Below are 23,493 nucleotides of genomic sequence, written 5' to 3' on the forward strand. Positions count from 1 at the left end.
TATGCACACCTGCGAAAACCGCACTTTCCTGAGGCTATTTCTTCACGCAACTACGGCTGGCGACGAAGGGTAATCCGGGTGAGTTCTGAGGGACGACCCAGCCTCACCGCCATGCCTGGCCAGAGTGCCGTGCCGTTATTCACATAGAGCTGCATTCCGCCGACCTGATAAAGCCCGGAAACAAACCCGGCGTTGGGTTTAGCAAACAGTCTGTCCAGCCCGATAATCAGGCCGCCATGTGTATGTCCTGAGAGCTGCACATCCACGCCCTGCGCTGCGTTCTGGCGTGCATTGCGTGGCTGGTGATCCAGCAGGATTACCGGCGCGTTTTCAGGTGCCTGTTCCAGCGCGCGGCCCAGATCCGGGCCGACCGCGTTTCTGCCGGGTGCGGAGGCGTCCGGCAGGCCGGCAATCACCAGCTTTGCGGTTCCGCGCTGGATCACGGTATGGCTGTTGAGCAGAGGTTGCAGACCCAGTGAGGCCAGATGCGCCGTCCAGATTGCCTGATGGAAGAAATATTCATGGTTGCCGGTGATAGCCCATACGCCGTCAGGCGCTGCCAGCCCGCGCAGCGGCGCAACGTCCTGCCGCCGATGCGCCAGGCTGCCATCGATCACATCGCCCGTGACCACAATCAGATCGGCTTTGAGAGACATTGCCCGTTCAACCATTGCGGCGGTCCAGGCCGCATTAAACAACCGGGTGATATGCAGATCGGTCAGCTGCAGCAGCTGATAGCCATCGAATTCAGCGGGCAGATTGGGCAGCGTAAGGGTCACCTCTTTGACTGGCGGCACGCGTATCGCCTGCTGAACGCCAAAGGCAGCCAGCCCCATCGCCAGCACTACGGCCAGATAGCGAACACCGGGAACCAGCTCCAGCGGATGACGCAACAGCAGGGCAATCAGCATGACCGCATCCATCAGCATCTGAAGCAGCGCCAGCAGCAGCACGGTGCTGTACGCCCAGTTAAAAAGAATGATGATGATGCGGGGCATTTCAGCGGAGAAGATCCCGCCCGAGGTAAAACGGCTCACCAGAAGATATTGTGACGCCAGCAGCACCAGAGCGGAGAGCAGGATCTTTACGACAAGTGGCAGGGACAAAGGAATAATGACGCGCGCAATTACATACCAGCTGGGTAAGCTGAAAATCAGGTGAAACATGGCATTTTTCCGGTAGGGCGCTGAACATCTGCGCAGGCAAAAAAGAGTCGATCGTTTATAGAGCCGTTTTCAGGACTGTAGTGTATATGATGTTACCGTCAGGCTTGCTTCACGTCGGGTGCTTTACAGGCGGTAAAGCAGGCAGAGAGGATTGATAAAACTTCAGGGCGCAACAATGAAAACAGCGTGACCGGAGCACCGGCCACGCTGGCAACATTCACGTATTGAGACGCCTGACTAGCGTAAAACGCCTGAGGTCGTCCGGGTCTCGTCAGTTACACGTTTCATGGATATCGGAATGCTTTTATAGGCGGGAATGCCGCTTTTGGTATCGTGGCTGTCAAGCGGAACCATCACATTGGCCTCCGGGTAGTAAGCGCCGACCGAACCTGGGGCCATATCAATAATCACGATGGTCAGGTTTTTCATCTGGCGCGAAGTGGGATTGCCATCCGGGTCCAGCGCCATCAGATCGACACGGTCACCGACCCGTAACTGTCGCTTCTCCGCTTCTTCTGCATTGATAAACAGCACATCGCGGCGGCCTGTCACGCCACGATAGCGGTCATTCAGCCCGTAAAGCGTGGTGTTGTACTGATCGTGACTGCGCAGGGTAGTGAGCACCAGATCATGGCACTTCAGTGACCGGGGATCTTCATTGATGCCCTGCATCACTTTAAACTGCGCACGGCCAGATGGCGTCAGCCATACGCGCTCTGAGGCGGCGTTATAGAGCCGGAAACCTCCCGGATGCTTAATCCTCTCATTGAAGTTTTCAAACGCCGGGAACACCGCTTCAATGGCATCGCGGATGCGGCTGTAATCGGCTGCCATGGCCGACCAGTCAACCACGCTGTCCGGCAGCGTTGCCTTCGCCAGTGAGGCGACCAGCGCCGGTTCAGACTTCAGATGGGGTGAGGCGGGATCCAGCGAACCGCGTGAGGCATGCACCATCGACATCGAATCTTCCACGGTGACGCTCTGCGCGCCGGTTGCCTGAACATCGGTCTCTGTTCGGCCCAGCACCGGCAGCAGATAATTATGTTTACCCAGTAACAGGTGCGAGCGGTTCAGTTTGGTCGCCATATGCACCACCAGATCAAGATTGCGCATCGCCGGGAACGTGACCTGTGGATCGGAAATCGCTTCCGCCAGGTTGCCGCCCAGACACAGCAACGCTTTGGCTTTGCCGTCGCGCATCGCCTTTATTGCCTCAATGGCGCCGTGACCATGCTTCTGCGGCGGGCGGAAACCAAACACCCTCTCTATGCCATCCAGCAGCGACTGCGGCGGGATCTCTGTGATGCCCACCGTGCGATCGCCCTGCACATTGGAGTGACCGCGTAACGGACAGATACCTGCACCCGGCTTGCCGATATTGCCGCGCATCAGCAGCAGGTTAGCGATTTGCTGCACGTTCTGAGTGCCGTACTGGTGCTGGGTAATTCCCATACCATAACAGATGATGGTACGTTCAGCGCTGGCGTAGAGCCGGGCGATATGCTGGATCTCCTCACGCGCCATGCCCGAGACTTTCAGGATATGCTCCCAGTCCGTGCTTTCCAGGTCGGCTTTCAGGGCGTCAAAGCCTTCAGTGTGCTCAGTAATAAATGCTTCATCAATCACGCCGGGTTCGCCTTTGCTCAGCGCCTCCTCGTGCATAGTGAGCAGGATCTTCATCACCCCTTTCAACATCGCTGCGTCACCGCCAACCCTGACCTTGTAGTAGGTCGATGCCAGCTCAGTGGAGCTCATTGACAGCATCTCAATCGGGCTCTGCGGCGAAGTAAAGCGCTCCAGCCCACGTTCACGCAGCGGATTGATCGCCACAATAGTGGCACCGCGTTTCGACACTTCCCGTAGCGTGCCCAGCATGCGCGGATGGTTGGTACCTGGATTGTGACCGATACAAAGCACCAGGTCGCAGTGATCAAAATCTTCCAGCTCTACCGTTCCTTTGCCGACGCCAATTGACTCCGGCAGCCCGACACTGGTCGGTTCGTGGCACATGTTTGAGCAGTCGGGGAAGTTATTGGTGCCATACTCGCGGGCGAAAAGTTGCCAAAGAAACGCCGCTTCATTGGAGGCGCGTCCCGAGGTATAAAACTCTACGCTGTCCGGATCGTCGTAGCTGCGCAGATGCTCTCCAATCTCCCGGAATGCCGTCTCCCATTCGATGGGCTGATAGGTATCTGTAGCGGCATCGTACTTCATCGGATGGGTCAGGCGGCCTTCGCCCTCCAGATGCAGTGCGCTGCGCTCCCACAGTTCAGTCACGGTATGAGCGGCAAAAAATTCCGGTGTAGTGCGCTTGCTGGTGGCTTCCCAGGAGACGGCTTTTGCGCCGTTTTCGCAGAACTCAAAAGATGAGGCATGTTGCGGGTCGGGCCAGGCGCAGCCCGGACAGTCAAAGCCCTGCGGCTGGTTGACTTTAAACAGGGCGATCACATCCTGTTTCACAGACATCTGGCCGCGGATAGCATCGGCAACCGCCTTCAGTGCGCCCCAGCCTCCGGCGGCACCCCCATAAGGAGCGATGCCATTTGTGCGATTTTGCTCTTTCATAATGCTCCACATTGTCTCTGTTGTTATTTGTTAAGCCTGGTACAGAAATAGTTGCAACAACGTGGAAACTGGCTGTTATTCAGGGAAATTATTTCTCAAAATGTTTCGACAGTCCGAAACGTAAGCCGCAAATCAGTTCAGCACATCAGATGAAGCGCAGCGCATCCGGACTGTTGCAGAATAAGCGGCGCGCGAGTTCCGCCGACAGGGTGATGATGCAGGGAAAGGGTGAAGGATAAATCTTTACCATCAGATAACGGCGGGTAAGTGAGCCAGTTTATTCAGGGCTGGACGGCGATCGCAGTAACGCACTCCATGTCTGAACAGATGCGCCATAATCCGGAGAGCAACCTTATGAAAAGAGCCTTACTTTTTCTGATCTTACTTTCCACCTATAGTCTGATACCCGCTAAAGCCAGTGGCCCGGTTCGGGCAGGAGAGCTGCGTCCCATGAAGATTATTATGACGATCAACCATCAGTCGTATGAGATTGCGCTGGCGGATAACGCCACCGCGGAAGCATTTGTACAGCAACTCCCGCTGACCATGACGATGGAAGAGCTGAACGGCAATGAGAAGTTTGCAGACCTGCCTGCTGCTCTTAATAGCGATCCGCATAAACCCGGCACGATCCAGCAGGGCGATGTGATGCTGTATGGCAATAAGACGCTGGTTCTTTTTTACGAGACATTCCAGACCTCCTATAGCTACACGCCAATAGGAAAGGTGCTGTCGACAGATAGCCTCAAAAAGCGTGTCGGTGAGGGGGGGATTGACGTACGGTTCTCCCGGCCATAACTGATATCAAAATCTGAAATAACCGGCTGGTAAAGGATTCATATCGCGCTGAGTCTGGCCAGGGTGGCATCTGGCATGACGGACTACGTTATGTTCTGGCCGTGGCCAGACATTGTGATTCTCTTCGGGAAGCGACACTGTCAGGCGGGTCGGCCAGCCTGACAGTTCAGCCATTACTTCTTCTTATTCAGCATCGACTTCAGGTCAGCAAAGGGATTGTAGGTAGCTTCACCGACATCTTTTTGTGCGTCCTCGCCAGCCACTACACGGGTGCCATACTGGTCAGCCTCGGTATACTTTGAGTGTTCGTGGTCATGACAATAGAGACACAACAACTCCCAGTTACTGCCATCTTCCGGGTTGTTGGTATGGTCGTGATCGATATGGTGAACCGTCAGTTCGCGCAGGTTTGAATAAACAAACTCGCGTGAGCAGCGTCCACACACCCACGGATAGATTTTAAGTGCTTTCTCACGGTAGCCGCTTTCCAGCCGCGTATAGTTTTTAGGGATCAGAGCCATTGCCGGGATAACCTGTTATGCAGAGAAAATTTCACGATAGTGATGCCAATATATCCCATAACGGCACAGAAGAAGAAATCATCGTGTTCCGCGGGACGGGAGGCTTTAAAATCCAGAGGGTTAGATGAAAATCCGCGTAGCCGCCTTATATGATTTTTCCAGCACGTCTCGCAATCCTGAATAACTGCCGGGCCTGTGAGAAGGCACAAAATCCTGTCGCTGTGATGAAAACTCAAAAATGATATATCTCTAAGCTCCCGCTCACGCTAACCCAATTAATCAGCAGGATAGCGCCCAAAACATCCCTGTTTACCGCTTTGCTTAAAAAATGACATCAAATGTAATGCATGACACCATAAACGGCCCAGAAAATGGCGTTAGCACCTAGATAAGTCCAGCATCCCCAGTAGGCTATGGGTTCACGACGGGTGCGGAGTTTAGGCAGGAAGGCCAGTAAATAGAGGGCAGAGGCGATAAGCGAAACGAAGTAGAAAAATTTCATGGTTTTCTCCTGATCAATATCCTTTATTTGAGAATAGTCAGGGCTCACCATTTTGCTTAATGCATCAGCAGATTCGTTATGGATCGGCTTTCTCTTTGATGCCCACATCGGATGTCAGCACAGTTAAATCCGCGATAAATCGAAAATGCAGCGTCACGGTACGATCAGCCAGCCTTAAGAAAAGATCACGTCAGGATGTTCAGCCTGAGGTTACACCCTATAATCAACGCTGTTTGTTAGCCTGCAGGAATGCAGGTTTTGCACCCGCCCAAAAGGAAGAGATCCCGCTGATGTTTTCTCGTTTTTTTATTTATCGTCCCGTTTTCGCATGGGTTGTTGCCATTTTAATCATGTTGCTTGGCGCGCTCTCCATTACCCTGTTGCCGGTTGAACAATATCCCGATGTTGCGCCACCTTCGGTGAATATCAGCGCAACGTATACCGGTGCTTCTGCTGAGACGCTGGAGAACAGCGTCACGCAGGTGATCGAGCAGCAGCTTACCGGGCTGGATAATCTGCTCTATTTTACCTCCAGCAGCAGTTCACAGGGGAATGTGTCGGTTACCGTCACCTTCAGTCAGGGCACCGATCCGGACACGGCTCAGGTGCAGGTGCAGAACAAGGTGCAGCAGGCGCTCTCCCGTCTGCCCAGCGAAGTGCAGCAGCTTGGTGTTACCGTCACCAAATCGCAGTCAAACTTCCTGCTGGTGATGGGGTTGTATGACACCACGGGCAAAAGCAACAGCACGGATATCGGTGACTGGCTGGTCAGTAATATGCAGGAGCCGCTGGCCAGGACCGAAGGGGTAGGTGACATCCAGGTGTTCGGCGGTCAGTACGCGATGCGCATCTGGCTCGATCCCTTCAAACTAAACTCCTTTGCATTGCAGCCCTCCGATGTGTCGGCGGCGATACGCTCGCAGAACATTCAGGTTTCAGCCGGTAAAATCGGCGGCCTGCCATCGCCCGACAACCAGCAGCTTACCGCCACGGTCAGAGCGCAGTCGCGACTGCAGACGCCGGATCAGTTCCGAAACATCATCGTTAAAAGCGACAAAAGCGGTGCCATCGTGCGTGTGGGTGATGTGGCGCGGGTGGAGCTGGGCGGCGAATCCTATGACATGACCACCCGACTCAACGGGCATCCTGCGGCGGGTGTCGGTGTGATGCTGGCGCCGGGCGCGAATGCGCTGGCCACCGCGACGCTGGTGAAAAACAAAGTTGAAGAGTATCGCCACTCAATGCCGGAAGGTTATGAGGTGGCTTATGCGCTCGACAGCACTGACTTCATCAAAATCTCCGTTGAGGATGTGGTGATCACCCTGATCGAAGCGATTGCGCTGGTGGTAGTGGTGATGTACCTGTTCCTGCAGAATATCCGTGCGACGCTGATCCCGGCGCTGGCGGTGCCGGTGGTACTGCTCGGAACCTTTGGCGTACTGGCGCTGTGCGGCTACACCATCAATACCCTGACGCTGTTTGCTATGGTGCTGGCCATCGGGCTGCTGGTGGATGATGCCATCGTGGTCGTCGAAAACGTCGAACGCATTATGCATGACGAAGGTCTGCCGGCGCGTGAGGCAACGGAAAAGTCGATGAAAGAGATCTCCGGCGCGCTGGTGGCTATCGCGCTGGTGCTCTCCGCAGTATTTCTGCCTATGGCCTTTTTCGCCGGGTCGACCGGTGTGATTTACCGGCAGTTCTCCATCACCATCATCGCCGCCATGACCTTCTCCGTGGTGGTGGCACTGACCCTGACGCCTGCACTGTGTGGCATGTTGCTGCGGCCGACCTCACCCCATCGTAAAGGCTTCTTTGGCGGTTTTAACCGCTTTTATGCCGCCACCGAGCGCCAGTATCGTCACAAAGTGGTGAGCACTCTGCGCCGTCCGCTGATCATGGTATCGCTTTATGCGGCTATGGGCGTGGTGCTGTTTGTGATGTTTACCCGCTTGCCGGGTAGCTTCCTGCCGACTGAAGATCAGGGCAGCATTATGCTTCAGGCGACATTGCCAGCGGGTGCCACGGCCAGCCGCACTGAGGCAGTCAATCAGCAGATTGTTGACTGGTTCCTGACTGAAGAGAAACAGAATATTGATGTGGTCTTCACCATCAATGGTTTTAACTTCAGCGGTGCTGCGCAGAATGCCGGTATGGCATTTATCAAGCTTAAGAACTGGGATCAGCGACCGGGTAGTGAAAACTCTGCCGAAGCGATTGCCGGGCGCGCCACCTACGCGCTGGCGTCGATTCGGGATGCGCAGATCTTTGCGCTGACGCCGCCGTCGGTGCCGGGTCTGGGACAGAACAACGGCTTTACTTATGAGCTGCTGGCCAGTGGTGGCACCACGCGTGAGCAACTGGGCAACCTGCGCGATCAGCTGCTACAAAGCGCAGCGCAAAGTCCGGAACTGCTCGGCGTGCGGGCCAATATCCTGCCGCAAACGCCGCAGTTGCAGGTCGATATTGATACCAGCAAAGCGGTGGCACTAGGACTGCAGCTGGATGACGTGACCGATACGCTGACCAGCGCCTGGGGCGGTGCCTATATCAATGACTTCATCGACCGGGGTCGGGTAAAGCGGGTCTATGTGCAGGGCGACGGTCAGTATCGTTCATCACCTTCGGATCTGGATAAATGGTACATCCGTAACAGTGAGGGCACCATGACGCCATTCTCGGCGTTTGCCTCGACCCGATGGACCATGGGACCCGAAAGCCTTAACCGCTACAACGGTTCTGCCTCCTACGAAATACAGGGGCAGAACGCCGAAGGGTTCAGCTCCGGCGATGCCATGAACACCATTGAACGACTGGCCAATGAACTCCCGGCAGGGACCACAGGAGCATGGAGCGGTCTTTCGCTGCAGGAGAAGCAGGCGGGCGGGCAGTCAACCACGCTGTATGCGATCTCGATTCTGGTGGTTTTCCTCTGTCTTGCTGCGCTGTATGAGAGCTGGTCGGTACCTTTCTCCGTGCTGTTAGCGGTGCCGCTCGGCGTGCTGGGTACCGTGCTGGCGGTGGCACTGCGCGGATTAAGCAACGATATCTACTTCCAGGTGGCGTTGCTGACCACGGTCGGACTCACCTCCAAAAACGCGATACTGATCATCGAATTTGCGGAGGATGCGGTTCGTCGGGGAAGTTCGCTGAGTGCGGCTGCGTTGCAGGCAGCGCGAACCCGTCTGCGGCCGATTATGATGACGTCGCTGGCCTTTATCGCCGGGGTGACCCCGCTGGCGGTGGCGACGGGCGCCGGTGCTAACAGCCGCATCGCCATCGGCACCGGTATCATCGGCGGTACGCTGGCAGGCACGGTACTGGCGCTGTTCTTTGTTCCGCTCTTCTTTGTGCTGGTGAAGCACTACCTGACCCGCCATCGCAAAGGCCAATAACGCAGAAAGCCCGTCTGCAGGCGGCTGCAGACGGGCTGGGATCAATGATTAGCGGAAGATTACAAATGCTGTTTAAAGAAGGCGGTCAGCTTCGCAAACGGGATCAGGTCAGTGCGGTCATAAAGGTCCACATGGCCTGCATCAGGCACGATATAGAGCTCTTTGGGCTGTGCCGCACGCTGGAACGCATCTTCGCTGAACTCGCGTGAATGCGCTTTATCACCCGTGATGAAGAGCATCGGGCGCGGTGAGATGGTCTCAATGTCATTAAACGGATAGAAGTTCATGAATTTCACGTTGCTGGTGAGCGTCGGGTGCGTGGTCAGCGCAGCTGAACTGTTTTTCGGGGTGAACTCACCGCGAGGCGTCCGGTAAAAATCATAGAACTCTTTGGCTATCGGAGGCGAATCAGCATCAATTTTATGTGGTGTACCACTGGTGTACTCAGTTTTACCCCCGGTGAACTCTACATAGCGTTGCTGTGCCGCCGCTTCAATGATTTGCTTGCGCTGTGCCAGTGTCTGGCTTTTATTCAGCGCATTACGGTTGGCTGACCCCATGTCATACATGCTGACGGTAGCAATGGCTTTCATGCGGGGATCAATCTTCGCTGCGCTGATGACAAAACTGCCACTGCCACAGATACCCAGCACACCAATCCTGTCGCGATCGACAAATTCGCGGGTACCCAGGTAATCCACGGCGGCGCTGAAGTCTTCGGCATAGATATCCGGAGAGACCGCGTTGCGTGGCTGACCTTCACTTTCGCCCCAGAATGAAAGATCAATTGCCAGGGTAACAAAACCCTGCTCAGCCATTTTCTGCGCATAGAGGCTGGCGCTCTGCTCTTTGACTGCGCCCATCGGATGACCTACCACAATCGCCGGAAGGCGCGCCGTTTTACCGGCCTCTTTCGGTCTGTACAGCGTGCCGGTCACACCCATCTGATACTGGTTTTTAAAGGTGACTTTCTCGCGGGTGACTTTATCGCTTTGATAAAAGTTATCGGCGCCGCGTGACATATCGGCAGCGCTGGCCGCAAATGAACTGATCAACAGTCCAAACATCAGGGTTAATGCTCTCATAAGAAGATCCTTATCGGGGTTGACGACGTGAGGGCAACGGGTTGCCCGGTTAAACAACGCATCTGCTATCAGGCAGCGCTTTCCTTACGGGCGGTGATCATCGCCAGTCCGGCGGCAGTGACCAGTAATGTGGCGCTGATGGCAAAGGTGGTCTGCCAGCCTGCATGGTCAAAGGCCAGGCCACCCAGCGTCGACCCCAAAGCAATCGACAGCTGTACGATGGCCACCATTAATCCGCCGCCGGTCTCGGCATTTTCCGGAAAGGTTCTGGCGATCCAGGCCCACCATCCGGTTGGTGCCGCTGTTGCCACCAGTCCCCAGATGCCAAGCAGTGGCGCCACCAGCCACAGGTGATGACCAAACACCATGAGCAGCACCGCAACCAGCGCCATAATCAACGGGATGATCATCAGGGTCAGATAGAATCCGCGCTGCAAAACAGCACCGATAATCAGCGTGCCGATAAAGCCGGCGACGCCAATGGTCAGCAGCACCAGCGACAGCGCAGAAACGTCAACCTGTGTCACGGTTTCCAGAAACGGGCGGAGATAGGTAAACAGGGTGAACTGGCCCATAAAGAGCAGGCCGCAGGCGGTCATACCCACCGTAACCAGTGGCGAACGCAGCAGCTGCAGAATTTTTCCTCTGCGCTGCCGGGCCGAGTTGACCGGCATCGATGGCAGCGTGAACGCCTGCCAGATCAGGGCGATCAAGGCTACCGGCACCAGGCTGAAAAAAGCCCCGCGCCAGCCAATGACAGAACCGAGATAGCTGCCCAGCGGTGCAGCGATAACCGTCGCCAGCGCATTGCCGCCGTTGAAAATGGCCAGCGCGCGCGGCACCTGCCCGGTGGGGACCAGCCGGATAGCGACCGCCGCTGACATCGACCAGAAACCGCCAATCACCACGCCAATCAATGCCCGGCCAGTCATGTAAGTCAGATAGTTGGGTGCCATCGCCACCATCAATCCGGATAGTGACATTACCAGCGTGAGCGCCAGCAACAGAATTTTGCGGTCGAGGTTCCCTGCGATGCGGGTTATTGAGAGGCTGGTGATCACTGCCAGTGCGCCGGAGATAGCGATGCCCTGTCCGACCAGACCTTCGCTGACCGCCAGATCTTGTGATAACGGCGATAACAGGCTGACCGGCATGAATTCAGAGGCGATGAGCGCGAATACACACAGCGTCATTGCCCAAACACCACCCCAGTGCGCTTCTTTATGCCGGGGGGAACAGTCAGTTGTTTCCGTGGAAGTCATGTTGTGTCCTGTTTCATTGTTTGCGGTGCTGATGAACTCAGGAAATTTTACTGTTTCGCTTTATATTGACTAGCTAATGAATCCTTAATGGGGTTATAACCAGAACTTATAAATCTATCGGCGGGAGTGCAGTATGAAGCGCAACATGAACGACCTGCAGGCTTTTATTACCGTGGCGCGTGAGGGCAGCTTTACCCGCGCGGCAGCGCTGCTGGGCGTGACGCAGCCCGCGTTGAGTCAGACCATTACCGCGCTGGAAAACCGGATGGAGATTCGGCTGCTTACCCGCACGACCCGTAACGTTTCACCGACTGCGGCGGGTGAACGGTTAATCCAGGCGATTGGCAACCGGTTCGATGAAATTGAGGCGGAACTGGATATGCTGACCGCGATGCGGGACAAGCCAGCCGGCACGGTACGGATCACCTGCGGGCCGCATATTCTGAGCTCACTCCTGATGCCAAAGCTGACGCCATTGCTGGCGGCTTATCCTGATATCCGGCTTGAGTTCGATGCTAATCATGGCTTACGCAATATCGTGGCCGATCGATTTGATGCAGGGGTCAGGATGGGAGACACCATTGATAAAGACATGGTGGCGATGCCGATAAGCCCGCCATTACGGATGGCTGCGGTGGCCACGCCCGACTACTTTCGTCGTCATGTTGCGCCGCAGGTTCCGCAGGATCTGCTGCATCACAACTGCATTAATATGCGGCAGGCGACAGCGGGTGGGTTGTACGTCTGGGAGTTTGACGGTGAAGAGGGGCCGTTAAATGTACGGGTGGATGGACAGCTAACGTTCAACACTTCGGCACACATTGCAGAAGCGGCTCTCGCCGGGCTGGGGATCGCTTTCCTGCCTGAGCAGGAAGTCGCAGAAGGGCTGGAGCAGGGCACCTTGATCCGCGTGCTGGAGCGCTGGTGCGAGCCGTTTCCCGGCTATTACCTCTACTATCCCAGCCGCAAGCAACATTCACCCGCTTTTACCCTGGTCAGAGAGGCATTAAGGCTAAAAGAGGGGGCATGATGAACCTGATTGGAATAGATGCCATTCCATGGCGTAATACGTCCTAAAGCGCTTTATTCAGAATTACTTAGAAGGACGGCGACTAATTTTGCCTCCTTTCCGACCGGCTTCCCTGGCTTTTTCAGGATCGTTTTTGAAATTGCCCCCACTGGCCTTGCCTCCTGCACTGCCAGCTTCACTCGCCCGTTCTGGATCGTTGGCAAAATTGCCGGCACCACCTCTGTATTTCTGTTGTGTCATAGGAAGACCTCATATCAATGTTCCATTAGATAAAAAGGACTAGCTAGTCACACCTGCAAGCATAGTCGCCCGCTTCGTTTATGCAAATGCATGGAATTAACTTATTGATATATATAATTTTAATTTTCGCAGGGGATAGTGTCGGCAGGGCCGTAGGTGATGAACTACGCTTACAGACCTGACGAAAAAGGAGAGTGCTATGAGTAATGCGACCTTAATCGACACGCTTGAGCTGGGCTCTGACGAGCAGAAGCAGAAATATGAAATTTACGGCGATGATGCACAGACGCCCACTTTTGCTGTGATCTACCGGCAGCAGGGCGATAGCTGGCAGCAGCTGGATGAGAAAATCACGTTCGCCGCGCAGGATGAACAGCAGGAAGCGAGGGAATCAATGGGCTACGGTTCCGGCGACACGCTGCCAGATTTACGCGACCTGCCTGCCGAAGCTCGGGAGCGCTGCGAACAGCACTGGAACCAGCAGAGTGACAGGTAAACAGGAATAGCGCCGCTTTGTTTGTTAGCGGTGAAGTCTCCTGTTTAAGAGAGACGCCTGGAAGCGGCAGAATAAACCTCTGAGCGCTCTCTTTTCCCGACAGCCACCACAAAAACCACCACCCGGTCGTCAATAACCTGGTATACAAGTCGATAACCGGATGACTTTAGCTTGATCTTATAGCAGTCAGGCATCCCGCTGAGTTTGTTCGCTTCAATTCTGGGTGACTCAAGACACTCAGCCAGCTTCTTTTTAAGCTGTTCACGTACTGTCGGGCCCAGCTTGCGCCACTCTTTCAGTGCCCTCTGATCGAACTCCAGTTGCCAGGTCATTAAAGGTCATCCAGTGTGACCCGGACAGGCTCAGGGTTTCGCAGGCGTTCTTTAACTATGTCTACTAACGCCGCATCTTCGTCACTGAGTAACGTTTGCTTAAAGGGAAGACGTTCATTATCTGCAATATATTCAAGCATCAGGCGCAGCGCATCAGAAGGAGTCACACCCATTTTTTCGAGCGCAGCATAGGATCGTGTCTTCAGGTCATCATCGATTCGAATGTTAATTGTGCCCATAGCGAGTTCCTTTGTATTTACACTTGACATTACAATTGTCGCACTGATGAGTCTGTATCGCAAACAGTAAACATCAGTCACCCGCACAGCCTTATATCTTCCCGGTAAAATCACGCTAAAGCTTATTTTATGCTACGAAAATATAACATCTTCATCCATTAAACCAACTGCAGCAATCGTTAAAGGTTTTCCCGCTACTGGCGATAACCAACAGGCGTTGAGCGCGCCGATCATTGATGAACCCGGCACTCCGCGACGAGTTCTGAACGCGAACGGACCTGCTTTTAGCCCTCCTTTTATACACACCAGAAAGCGCTGATTTAAGCGCAAATTACTCAAATAAAAGCGAAAATAATAATATGTCGATCATTAAGACGATCAAAAGACACCTGCCTGTTGCCCGTCTTAGGCGTAGCAGTCAGCCTGCCAATGGCACCTACGATTGTCGTGCGTTGCCAGATTCACTGGCCTCCGTGGGTTTAAGCTCGCGGGCGGGCGGCATCCTGATGACCTTCGTTCCGCCTGAAGCCGATTTTCAGCGGGTCAGTCAGGCCTGGCAGCGATTCAATTCCGCCGACCTGACGGTGTTGACGCTCTCTTCCAACGGCGCGCTGAGCAGCAGCAGATCGCAAAGCACCTACTGTGATGGCAATGGCCCGGAGGGAAGCTACCTCTGGCTGCCGGACACACTGATCGCACGCCATGAGACGCATATTGTTGATCTGCATGTCGCCGACACGCAGACTGCCAGCCAGCGCATCACCGCCATCCAGCAGGAGCTGGCGCGCTTGCAGGTGCGGATGCCGCTCTCGGCCGATCGTACTTTCGCCATGATTTACTGTGACGGATTGTCTGCATCCGAAGGCTTTCTGATGCAGGCCTGGTATAACAGCGGGCGCTTTCCCTGCCTGGCGATTGGCGGTTCTGCCGGGGGTAAAATCACCTTTGATGGCACCTGGATTGGTACAGGTGGCAAGGTGTTGCAGGGCAAGGCGGTTATTGTGTTCTGCCAGATGGCGCCAGGAAAATCATTTGCTCCTTTTAAAAGCCAGAACTTTACGCCACGCGATCAGAGCTGGCTGATTGCTGAAGCCGATCCGATAGCGCGTACTGTGACGTCAGTATTTAACCGTCAGGGGCAGCAGCAGCCGTTTGTTGCGGCGCTGTGTGAACATCTCAACTGCAACGAAGCGCAACTGAGCGAACGGCTGAAGGGACTCACTTTCGGCGTTAAAGTTGGCGGCGAGTACTTTATTCGCTCAATCGCCAAAATTGAATCGGGCGGCGTACACTTTTTCTGCGATCTTGAGTTTGGCGATCGACTGTTCCTGATGGAAGAGAAAGACTTTAAACAGACGACGCAGCAGGAGTGGCAGGCATTTACCGCTCAGCATGGCAAACCCGCGGCGATCCTGATGAACGACTGTATCCTGCGCCGTGTCGGTAATGCCGATAAGCTGCATAATGCCCATTTCTTCAAAGGCATTGCCGCCGCCGGTTTTTCCAGCTTCGGCGAAATCCTGGGTGTGCCCATCAATCAGACGCTCTCCGCGCTGGTGTTCTTTAATCATGACGTCAAAGCGATGAGCCAGTTCCCGGTAGAGTACGCCGGCTATGCGGCACACTACGCGCAGCGAGCGTTGCGCCGCTGGGAAGCGCTGAACAGCATCCAGACGCGGGTGCTGGATCGGGTTATCACTTATCAGCAGGCGCTGACGCCGCTGATGGAGGCGCTGCCGGTGCTGGAAACAGCCACTCAGAGCCAGGGAGAAACCCTGAGCCTGGCAGAGAGCAGTATCCGTAACATCAGTAATATCGCCACCGAGAGTCAGCAGGCGCAGGGCCGGCTGGATGATGGTCTGGACGATCTGGAGAAAATTTCCAACGGCATCAATGAGATTACGCATGGCATCAGCAATATTGCTTTCCAGACCAACATCCTGGCGCTGAATGCCGCAGTAGAAGCGGCTCGTGCAGGCGAGGCTGGGCGGGGATTTGCTGTGGTCGCGGGCGAAGTTCGTCGTCTGGCGCACTCCTCAAAAGAGCAGGCTGAAGCTACGGCCAGTAACATCGGTGAGGCAGTCAGCACCATCTCACGTATCCGGCTGGTGGCCAGTGATTCGGCGCAGACCGCCGCCCAGATGGCAGAGCGCAGTATCAGTGCAGCCGATACGCTGGCGGCCATGAATCAACAGACGCGACATGAGCGCGCTGATATTGCGAAGCATCTTGGCAGCCTGCGTGAACTGACGCAGGGGATGGATGCAATGCAGGAAGCCGTCGCGCAGCTCAAGGTGTTACAAACTCTTTCCGGTGCGCAGGTTAAGGCCTGATTTATCAGCATAAAAGACAAAAAAGTGCGGTGTAAGCGTAACGACCAGGCAGGGCGGGCTTTCAGTTGTTACACTTGTCGGTGATTAACCACGCAGAGGTATGAATGAAAATTAAAAGTTATGCAGCCATGCAGGCTGGCCAGGCCCTTGAACTCTATGAGTACGATGCCGCCGAACTGGCAGCCGAAGAAGTCGAAGTCCAGGTCGAATATTGTGGCGTCTGCCACTCAGATCTGTCGATGATCGACAACGAGTGGGGCATCTCTCAGTTCCCGGTGATTGCAGGACATGAAGTGATTGGCCGGGTTTCTGCCCTGGGCGAAGCGGCTAAGAACAAAGGTCTTTCAGTCGGCCAGCGTGTAGGAATCGGCTGGACAGCAAAAAGCTGTCAGCACTGCGATGCCTGTATTAACGGCGAGCAGGTTAACTGTCAGCAGGGCAGCATCCCGACCATCATGAACAAAGGTGGTTTTGCCGAGAAGCTGCGTGCTGACTGGCAATGGGTTATTCCGCTGCCGGAAAAACTGGATGTGGCGAGCGCCGGTCCGCTGCTGTGTGGCGGTATCACCGTGTTTAAACCGCTGCTGATGAGCAACATCACGGCAACCAGCCGTGTGGGTGTGATTGGTATCGGCGGACTGGGCCATATCGCAATCAAGATCCTGCACGCGATGGGTGCCGAAGTGGTGGCATTCAGCTCAACGCCAGATAAGAAGCAGTCGATCCTGGATATGGGCGCGGATGAAGTGGTTAACAGCCGTGATCCAGAAGCTCTGAAAAAGCAGGCAGGCCGTTTTGACCTGATCCTGAGTACTGTGGCGGTCGACCTGGACTGGAAACCTTATTTCGCTGCGCTGGCACCTCAGGGTAAATTCCACACCGTGGGTGCCGTGATGAAGCCGATTGAAGTGAGTGCTTTTGATCTGATCCTGGGCGATAAAGCGGTGACCGGTTCATCAACCGGCTCACCAGGCCAGCTGCGTTCGCTGCTGCGACTCGCCTCGCGTGCGGATATTGCGCCACAGGTTGAGTTCTTCCCGATGTCTGACATCAATAAAGCGCTGGATCACGTCCGCGCCGGTAAAGCCAATTATCGTGTGGTTCTGAAAGCCGATTTCTGATGCGAATCTGAAATGAAATGCCGCAGCCTGCTGCGGCATTTTTTTATCCTCAATTTGTCAGCAGTCCCTTAGCCAGCCCTGCGGCAATCACCTCATCGGCTGTCACGCTGAACCATTTCTCTGTAGCGCATTCCGCGTTATCACGGCGCCATGCGGCAACCATCTGGTAGCCCAGCGTATAGCCATACCATCGGCGAAAGTCACCCGTGCCGAAGAACCAGGCAGAATGATCATAATGAGGACTTTGCAGCGTGGTCAGCGGCACTGGACTAGCCTGTAATTCGCTTAGCTCTATGGCTCGTTCCCAGGGCTCTGCTGCCGTTTTAAGCAGCCAGCAGACGAACTGACCCGCCAGACCTTCGCTGACCAGCGCTTCACCCAGCGTCCAGCCATATCCCGGCCCGCGCATTCGCAAACAGTGATGAACTTCATGCACGATATGCCGCACCAGCGTGCCATTTTCCAGCATCCCGGGCAGATTCGGATTTGCCGGGTCAATGGCCAGGCCGAACAGGGTGGGCCCGTAAGCCCGGCCTGCAAAACCGGTTTCAGGTATTACTGCCTCCGGCATGCACTGAACCAGAATATCCAGACGAGGGACACGTGTCACGGAGGAGAGGTGCTCGCAGGCGAGCTCAGCGGCCCTGACTATTGACGATTTATAAGGCCCAACATCACCCGATGCCTCCAGCCAGTGCAATTTCCATAAGTCGTTCACAGACTCTCCTGTCAAAGGTTGATAATCAGAACACAGGTCCGGGACCCGCCAAGGCTACTAATACCTTAACCGGCAATGCTTTAAACAGACATCGGCAGAGAGCGTTATCGTTGTCGGTAAAGAGTTAAAAGCAACTTCGGGAACTCCTGCCATTACTGAACATTCAGGGCTGTTTCGTCGCGACGCCAGCACCGATAGATACCCTGCCACAAGAAAATAGTGCAGTTTGGCCCGATTCCATCGAACACTGTCCTTTGAGCCTGTTACGCGCAGGTAAACAGTACCGTAAAGTGACCTCATGGTAGCCAGTAAGCCTGGCTGATTTCACTGAAACTGTTTACGGAGCCAAAATGAAGCTGACCCAGATTCGTAATGCCACACTGCTACTGGACTATACAGGCAAAAAATTCCTGATCGATCCGATGCTAGCCGAAAAAGAGGCCTGGCCCGGATTTGCCGGAAATGCCCGTCCCCATCTGAGAAATCCGATGGTTGAGCTGCCTGTTCCGGTCGCTGCACTGCTGGCAGTCGATGCGGTGATTATCACTCACACGCATATGGATCACTGGGATGAGGCTGCGCAGCAGTTAGTGCCGAAGACGATGATAATCTACAGCCAGAACGAAACGGATGCAGCGCTGATTCGTTCGCAGGGTTTTGAAAATGTTCGCGTGCTGCAGGATGAGAATCCATTTGTTGATGGCCTGACAATCTATAAAACCGACGGTCAGCACGGCAGCAATGCGTTATATGCCGACAAAGTGATGGGCGATATTCTGGGTGACGCCTGTGGTCTGGTCTTTACCCATCCGGCAGAAAAAACCCTCTACATTGCTGGCGATACCGTGTGGGTTAAACCTTATGTCAGAGCGCTGCAACGTTTTCAGCCGCAGGTGGTGGTAATGAATATTGGCAATGCAACCAACGATCTCTATGGCCCGATTATCATGGGAAAAGAGGATACCCAGCGCACGCTGAATATCCTGCCTGACGCAACGCTGGTTGCCTCACACATGGAGGCGATCAACCACTGTTTGCTGACGCGCGCGGAGCTGCGAGCCTGGACTACCGAACAGGGTATTGCTGACCAGGTGCTGATCCCGGAAGATGGTGAAACAATGACGTTCTGAGCGTCGTGGCACTAAACCGGCACAATTGTGCCGTGAGTTCTCAACACTACGCTGTCACACAATAAGGGGGAGAGGATGGCTGCTCTGAGAGTCGCGGTGCTGGCAACGGCCGGTTTTAGTCCGTTTCATTTTTCAGTTCCCTGTATTCTGTTCGGCTCAGCCCTGCCGCAGCAGGATCTGTTTCATGTCGATATCTGCGCACTGAAACCAGGCCCGGTCATCTCAGAGATGGGGTTGTCAATTACGGTGGAACAGGGTCTTGACCCGCTTGATCAGGCGGACATTATTATCGTGCCCTACTGGCATAATCCGGCTGAAAAACCTGCGCAGGCGCTGCTTGATAAGCTGGTGGCAGCCTGGCAGCGCGGCGCAGAGATCGTTGGACTATGTCTGGGCACTTACGTACTGGCTTATGCAGGTTTGCTCGATAAGCATCGTGCTGCCACTCACTGGGAATTTGAGCGTGACTTCAGCGAGCGCTTTCCGCAGGTTCACCTCGACAGTAATGCTCTTTATACCCGTGACACTCGTCTGATCACCTCTGCCGGCACCGCGGCGGGCATCGACTGCTGTCTGGATATCATCCGTCACCACTATGGCAGCGCCATGGCTAATCGGGTAGCCAGACGCATGGTGGTGCCGCCTTACCGTGAAGGCGGTCAGGCGCAGTTCATTGAGCGACCGGTTCCGGAAACAACGCGTGACAGTAAGATCAACGCGTTGCTGGCGTCCCTGCGACAGAATCTGGATCAGCCACAGGATCTTGACTCACTTTCGCGGACGCTCAGCATGAGCAGGCGAACGCTGACGCGTCATTTTCACCAGGCGACAGGCATGTCCCTGGGAGAGTGGCTGACAGCAGAGCGTCTGCAACGCAGCCAGCTATTACTCGAAACCACCGGCATCAGCATTGAATGTGTGGCAGAAAAGGCGGGTTTTGATTCGCCCGTGTCATTTCGTCAGCGTTTTAAATCCCGGTTTGGCGTCTCTCCCAGTGAGTGGCGCCGGACATTTCGGGGGCCGCATCCGGTGATGAGTGATGAGACATTACGACAGGACGATGAGTGACCAGGCCCGGATGAATTTCTGCGCCTGTGACTTTGCCTGCCGGAATATTCCCGCGTAATGACGGTCACTATTCCGGCAGAAATAAATGCGACTACAGCAGGAAATCATCCAGCGACTGGCCGTTTTCAATGGCCGCCTTAATTACGGAGGGCGTTCGGCCCTGACCCGTCCAGTAACGAACCTGACCATTTTCGTCATTGTAACGGTATTTCGCCGGACGCTTTGCGCGTTTCTTTTTGCCGGTTACCGAGGGGGATGCGCTATTCACCAGCTCCGCCGGGTTAATCCCTTCTTCCATTAACAGCTCCTGGTAGAACGCCAGTTTTTCTGCTTTCTCACGGGCTTCCGCTGCCCGCGCGTTTTCCTCTTCACGACGTTCATTTACCACGGTCTCTAATTTCTGGCGTAACTCTTCCAGCATATCTAAAGCCATATTGCGCGCCTCTGCACGAAGCGTGCGGATATTGTTCAGGCTGCTCAGGTTCTTACTCATAACAAATCCTCAAATACTCAACTTAATCAATGAAGTGCAAATTATTCAGCTGGCAAGGGTAACATTTACCCACGTGATATTTGAAGCGCTAGTGTAGCCTTATTCGCTATTAATCCTCTATTAAGGGTGCTGGTTGAACCAACAAAGAAGAAATTTTAAGCGAAATCTGCTGGTTAATTGCGGATTATCATTGTTGAAACAGGATTGTGGGATTTGCATTTTTGCTTTTGATTAACTGTGCTTAAATCAGTCAACAGGGTTTATTAAGGACAGGCATGAAGTTTCGCCAAAAAAATGAGGGTTCAGCGCCAAAAATCTCGCCGCTGCTAAGAAGTATTATCCTTTCAGGCGTATTGCTCAGCGTGGCGGTGATTGGCTTAAATGTGTGGACGCTGCGGGAAGACTGGAATGAAACCGTCGATAAAGCTGAAGATACGGCGGTTAATCTGTCACTGTCACAGGCGCGCCAGGCGGACGATACATTTTTGCAGACCGAGCTCTCTTTGCGCGAGGTGCAACGCGAGCTCGAAAAGCAGATTGCCACAACCGGTGTAGATGGCGAGGCGCTGAGCCAGACGATGCGCCTGTTGCAGAGCCACCTGCCACAACTACACGGTTTGTTCTACTATGATGCGCAGGGGAAATGGATAGCCACTTCTATGAGCCGGATACCGCCTGACATCAATAATTCCGATCGTGAATATTTCGATTATCACCGCACCAGCCCGCGCGATACCCTGCACGTCGGCCCGGTGCTTCGCAGCCGCACCACTCACGAGCTGGTGATCCCGGTTACGCTGCGTGTGAACGATGCCTTTAACGGCTTTCGGGGTGTCTTACTCGCCACCATCAAAGTGGACTATTTCCGCCGTTTCTACAGCTATTATGAACTTAGCGAAGGCGATGTACTGGTACTGATGCTGGCAGACAGTACCGTGCTTTACGCCCGTCCGATGCCGGATAGCTACATCGGCAAAAACCTCTCAGTGAGTCCGCTTTTCCTCAGGATGCTTGCCCATGCGGATAAAGGCAGCGGTCAGTGGACCGCTGCGCTTGATGGTAAAAAACGCATCTTTGGCTTTGTCCGCTCACAGCGATACCCGCTGGTGGTGGCCGCGGGATATGACAAGCGCGCGCTGTTTAACCACTGGCTCAAGAGCTGGGTACATGATCTGATTCTGAGCCTGGCGCTGCTGATTGTTATTCTTTTACTGGGTGCATTTGTACTGCGTCAGGCACGGCATACACTGCGTTATCAGCTTGAGCTGACCCGATTACGCGATGATCTGACCGCGGCTAATCGCGCACTGGAAAATCTGGCACAGAGTGACGGGCTGACGGGTGTTGCCAACCGGCGCCATTTTGATCACATCCTGACTGAATGCCTGCAGAACGCGGAGCGCAGTGGCCAGCCGGTGTCATTAATCCTGCTCGATATCGATTATTTTAAACGTTTCAACGATACCTACGGCCATGTGTCGGGTGACGACTGTCTGAAAAAAGTGGCTACTGTTCTGAAGAACGCCGCCCGCCGCAAAAACGAACTTACGGCCCGATATGGCGGCGAAGAGTTTGCCATTATTCTGCCCGGACAGCCGTTGTCAGCCGCGTTGAACTTCGCTGAATCGATCATCGATGCTGTTAACAGGCTCGATATTCCGCATCTCACCACGGAACTGCCGCAAAAGCACGTCACCCTGAGTGCAGGCTGCGCCGTCTATCTTGCTTCAGGCTCACAACAGGAAAAAGAATCGCTGATAGCGCGCGCGGATGAGGCTTTGTATCACGCGAAACGGGCAGGGCGTAACCAGGCCATGTGTGAAGAACGTAGCGGCTGAGCATCCGTGATCAAATCCTGAATCCTGCCTGTGGCATGGTGACAGCTCAACTTAAACAGGGAGCGGCCATGTCAAACGATACCGGTTTCACTCATCTTGCTTTACAGGTACGGGATTTAGAGAAGAGCGTAGATTTTTATCAGCGTTATGCCGGGATGCAGGTGATACATCAGCGTGAACCTGGCATTCCTGAAGCACAGAAAGTGGCATGGCTGTCGGATTTAACCCGACCTTTTGCGCTGGTGCTGGTGCAATCTGACAACAGTGAAGATACACCGCTGGGTCCATTTGGTCATATAGGCGTGGCCTGTAGCAGCCGTGAAGAGATAGATGAAAAAGTGGCACTCGCACGGCTCGAAGGTGTGTTGCGACGCGACGCGCAGCAATCTGGTGTGCCAGTCGGCTACTGGGCATTTTTTGCCGATCCTGATGGCAATACGCTTGAGCTCTCTTATGGTCAGCAGATCGGACTGGAAATTATCACAGCCCGCAACACACAATCGCTGAATAAATAAAGCGGTTGAGAGAACAGAATGAATCCCATTATCTGTTGCGTGACTGCGTAAAGCTTTTCAGTTATTGAGTTCAGGGTAACGCCTGAGCAGGATTATGGATGGAGAGACAATATCAAGATGAGAAAGGAAAGGGTACAGGCTGGCCGGTAATTGAGATGCTTGAGCCTGACGATTTATGGTGAAAAAACCGCCTGCCTGACGCAGGCGGTGTTTCATTATGCATACTGAATTAAATCAGGAAATCATCCAGCGATTTACCTGCATCAATGGCAGATTTAATAGCAGATGGGGTACGGCCCTGGCCAGTCCACTGCTTAACCTCACCATTTTCGTCGGTGTACTGATATTTAGCCGGACGAGGCGCGCGTTTTTTCTTCACGGCTGGTGCAGTCGGCATACCATTTAACAGTTCGTTAGGATCGATACCTTCCTGCAACAGTAATTCACGGTATTTTGCCAGTTTCTCAGCTTTTTCACGATTAGCTGCTTCAGAAGCCTGTGCTTCTTCACGTCGCTCACTCACCACAACCGACAGTTTTTCCAGCATTTCTTCCAGGGCAGCAAGGTCAAGCTCGCGAGCGTTTGCGCGAAGGGTACGGATATTATTCAAGCTGTTGAGAGTGTCACTCATCAAAGTCACCATAGT

At 54.3% G+C, this 23,493-nt stretch carries 22 protein-coding genes; 10 read left to right on the forward strand and 12 right to left on the reverse strand.

Translation table 11 applies throughout. From position 1 onward, the window contains the following. Positions 1-50: 50 nt before the first annotated feature. Both LC417_RS20550 and LC417_RS20555 read right to left on the reverse strand, forming a co-directional pair. On the reverse strand, positions 51-1,166 hold the full coding sequence (locus tag LC417_RS20550; protein WP_223566299.1) for a metallophosphoesterase: 1,116 nt from the start codon (positions 1,164-1,166) through the stop codon (positions 51-53). 237 nt (positions 1,167-1,403) lie between these two features. Continuing rightward, on the reverse strand, positions 1,404-3,731 hold the full coding sequence (locus LC417_RS20555; RefSeq protein ID WP_010671945.1) for an FdhF/YdeP family oxidoreductase: 2,328 nt from the start codon (positions 3,729-3,731) through the stop codon (positions 1,404-1,406). Between the two features lie 267 nt (positions 3,732-3,998). On the opposite strand from LC417_RS20555, the gene LC417_RS20560 reads away from it, so the two are divergent. Continuing rightward, positions 3,999-4,529 carry a cyclophilin-like fold protein gene (locus LC417_RS20560; RefSeq protein WP_223566300.1) on the forward strand — a complete coding sequence of 177 codons (531 nt, stop codon included), beginning with the start codon at positions 3,999-4,001 and terminating at the stop codon, positions 4,527-4,529. 173 nt (positions 4,530-4,702) lie between these two features. On the opposite strand, the gene yajD is transcribed toward LC417_RS20560, so the two are convergent. Together yajD and LC417_RS20570 are read right to left on the reverse strand one after the other, a co-directional pair. Further along, complete coding sequence (gene yajD, locus LC417_RS20565; protein ID WP_003850685.1) at positions 4,703-5,050, reverse strand: HNH nuclease YajD; 348 nt, start codon at positions 5,048-5,050, stop codon at positions 4,703-4,705. Between the two features lie 334 nt (positions 5,051-5,384). Then, positions 5,385-5,552, reverse strand: coding sequence for a hypothetical protein (locus LC417_RS20570; RefSeq protein ID WP_009093121.1), 168 nt, complete (start codon positions 5,550-5,552; stop codon positions 5,385-5,387). 290 nt (positions 5,553-5,842) lie between these two features. On the opposite strand from LC417_RS20570, the gene LC417_RS20575 reads away from it, so the two are divergent. Further along, on the forward strand, positions 5,843-8,947 hold the full coding sequence (locus tag LC417_RS20575) for an efflux RND transporter permease subunit (RefSeq protein ID WP_223566301.1): 3,105 nt from the start codon (positions 5,843-5,845) through the stop codon (positions 8,945-8,947). Between the two features lie 59 nt (positions 8,948-9,006). Here the strand turns inward: LC417_RS20575 and LC417_RS20580 are convergent, their stop codons facing one another. Then, positions 9,007-10,032 carry an alpha/beta hydrolase gene (locus LC417_RS20580; protein ID WP_033759924.1) on the reverse strand — a complete coding sequence of 342 codons (1,026 nt, stop codon included), beginning with the start codon at positions 10,030-10,032 and terminating at the stop codon, positions 9,007-9,009. Positions 10,033-10,100: 68 nt separating this feature from the next. Further along, complete coding sequence (locus tag LC417_RS20585) at positions 10,101-11,225, reverse strand: MFS transporter (protein WP_223566302.1); 1,125 nt, start codon at positions 11,223-11,225, stop codon at positions 10,101-10,103. A gap of 202 nt (positions 11,226-11,427) precedes the next feature. On the opposite strand from LC417_RS20585, the gene LC417_RS20590 reads away from it, so the two are divergent. Continuing rightward, entirely contained in the window at positions 11,428-12,324 is an 897-nt protein-coding gene (locus LC417_RS20590; RefSeq protein ID WP_129063441.1) for a LysR family transcriptional regulator, read from the forward strand. 63 nt (positions 12,325-12,387) lie between these two features. Here the strand turns inward: LC417_RS20590 and LC417_RS20595 are convergent, their stop codons facing one another. After that, on the reverse strand, positions 12,388-12,564 hold the full coding sequence (locus LC417_RS20595; RefSeq protein ID WP_010257023.1) for a general stress protein: 177 nt from the start codon (positions 12,562-12,564) through the stop codon (positions 12,388-12,390). A 199-nt stretch (positions 12,565-12,763) separates the two neighbouring features. Here LC417_RS20595 and LC417_RS20600 point away from each other — a divergent pair, with 199 nt between their 5' ends. Further along, complete coding sequence (locus LC417_RS20600; RefSeq protein ID WP_039387382.1) at positions 12,764-13,060, forward strand: hypothetical protein; 297 nt, start codon at positions 12,764-12,766, stop codon at positions 13,058-13,060. A gap of 44 nt (positions 13,061-13,104) precedes the next feature. Here the strand turns inward: LC417_RS20600 and LC417_RS20605 are convergent, their stop codons facing one another. Further along, complete coding sequence (locus LC417_RS20605; RefSeq protein ID WP_033759930.1) at positions 13,105-13,392, reverse strand: type II toxin-antitoxin system RelE/ParE family toxin; 288 nt, start codon at positions 13,390-13,392, stop codon at positions 13,105-13,107. Then, a complete protein-coding gene (locus LC417_RS20610; RefSeq protein ID WP_010257033.1) occupies positions 13,392-13,631 on the reverse strand; it encodes a type II toxin-antitoxin system RelB/DinJ family antitoxin in 240 nt (79 codons plus the stop codon). The genes LC417_RS20605 and LC417_RS20610 overlap by 1 nt, the downstream gene beginning before the upstream one ends. Positions 13,632-13,990: 359 nt before the next feature. Between LC417_RS20610 and LC417_RS20615 the strand changes: the two genes are divergently transcribed. After that, positions 13,991-15,964, forward strand: a complete 1,974-nt coding sequence (locus LC417_RS20615) for a methyl-accepting chemotaxis protein (protein WP_223566303.1) — start codon at positions 13,991-13,993, stop codon at positions 15,962-15,964. A 104-nt stretch (positions 15,965-16,068) separates the two neighbouring features. Next, entirely contained in the window at positions 16,069-17,085 is a 1,017-nt protein-coding gene (locus LC417_RS20620) for an NAD(P)-dependent alcohol dehydrogenase (protein WP_010257039.1), read from the forward strand. A gap of 49 nt (positions 17,086-17,134) precedes the next feature. Here LC417_RS20620 and LC417_RS20625 read toward each other — a convergent pair whose 3' ends face one another. Next, entirely contained in the window at positions 17,135-17,803 is a 669-nt protein-coding gene (locus tag LC417_RS20625) for a DUF2268 domain-containing putative Zn-dependent protease (RefSeq protein WP_033759936.1), read from the reverse strand. A gap of 350 nt (positions 17,804-18,153) precedes the next feature. On the opposite strand from LC417_RS20625, the gene LC417_RS20630 reads away from it, so the two are divergent. Then, positions 18,154-18,933: an MBL fold metallo-hydrolase gene (locus LC417_RS20630; RefSeq protein WP_033759938.1), complete on the forward strand. Its 780-nt coding sequence runs from the start codon at positions 18,154-18,156 to the stop codon at positions 18,931-18,933. 75 nt (positions 18,934-19,008) lie between these two features. Next, positions 19,009-20,001, forward strand: a complete 993-nt coding sequence (locus LC417_RS20635; protein ID WP_033759940.1) for a GlxA family transcriptional regulator — start codon at positions 19,009-19,011, stop codon at positions 19,999-20,001. Between the two features lie 91 nt (positions 20,002-20,092). On the opposite strand, the gene LC417_RS20640 is transcribed toward LC417_RS20635, so the two are convergent. Next, positions 20,093-20,494 (reverse strand): H-NS family nucleoid-associated regulatory protein, encoded by a 402-nt coding sequence (locus LC417_RS20640; protein WP_010257048.1) that lies wholly within the window; start codon positions 20,492-20,494, stop codon positions 20,093-20,095. A gap of 275 nt (positions 20,495-20,769) precedes the next feature. Here LC417_RS20640 and LC417_RS20645 point away from each other — a divergent pair, with 275 nt between their 5' ends. Both LC417_RS20645 and LC417_RS20650 read left to right on the forward strand, forming a co-directional pair. Further along, on the forward strand, positions 20,770-22,332 hold the full coding sequence (locus LC417_RS20645) for a sensor domain-containing diguanylate cyclase (protein ID WP_033786343.1): 1,563 nt from the start codon (positions 20,770-20,772) through the stop codon (positions 22,330-22,332). A gap of 68 nt (positions 22,333-22,400) precedes the next feature. After that, complete coding sequence (locus LC417_RS20650; protein WP_033786341.1) at positions 22,401-22,847, forward strand: VOC family protein; 447 nt, start codon at positions 22,401-22,403, stop codon at positions 22,845-22,847. 229 nt (positions 22,848-23,076) lie between these two features. Here LC417_RS20650 and LC417_RS20655 read toward each other — a convergent pair whose 3' ends face one another. Then, complete coding sequence (locus LC417_RS20655) at positions 23,077-23,478, reverse strand: H-NS family nucleoid-associated regulatory protein (protein ID WP_010257055.1); 402 nt, start codon at positions 23,476-23,478, stop codon at positions 23,077-23,079. Positions 23,479-23,493: the final 15 nt, after the last annotated feature.

This window comes from Pantoea sp. OVA07A, assembly GCF_019969975.1.
GTDB classification, from domain to species: Bacteria; Pseudomonadota; Gammaproteobacteria; order Enterobacterales; family Enterobacteriaceae; genus Pantoea; species Pantoea agglomerans.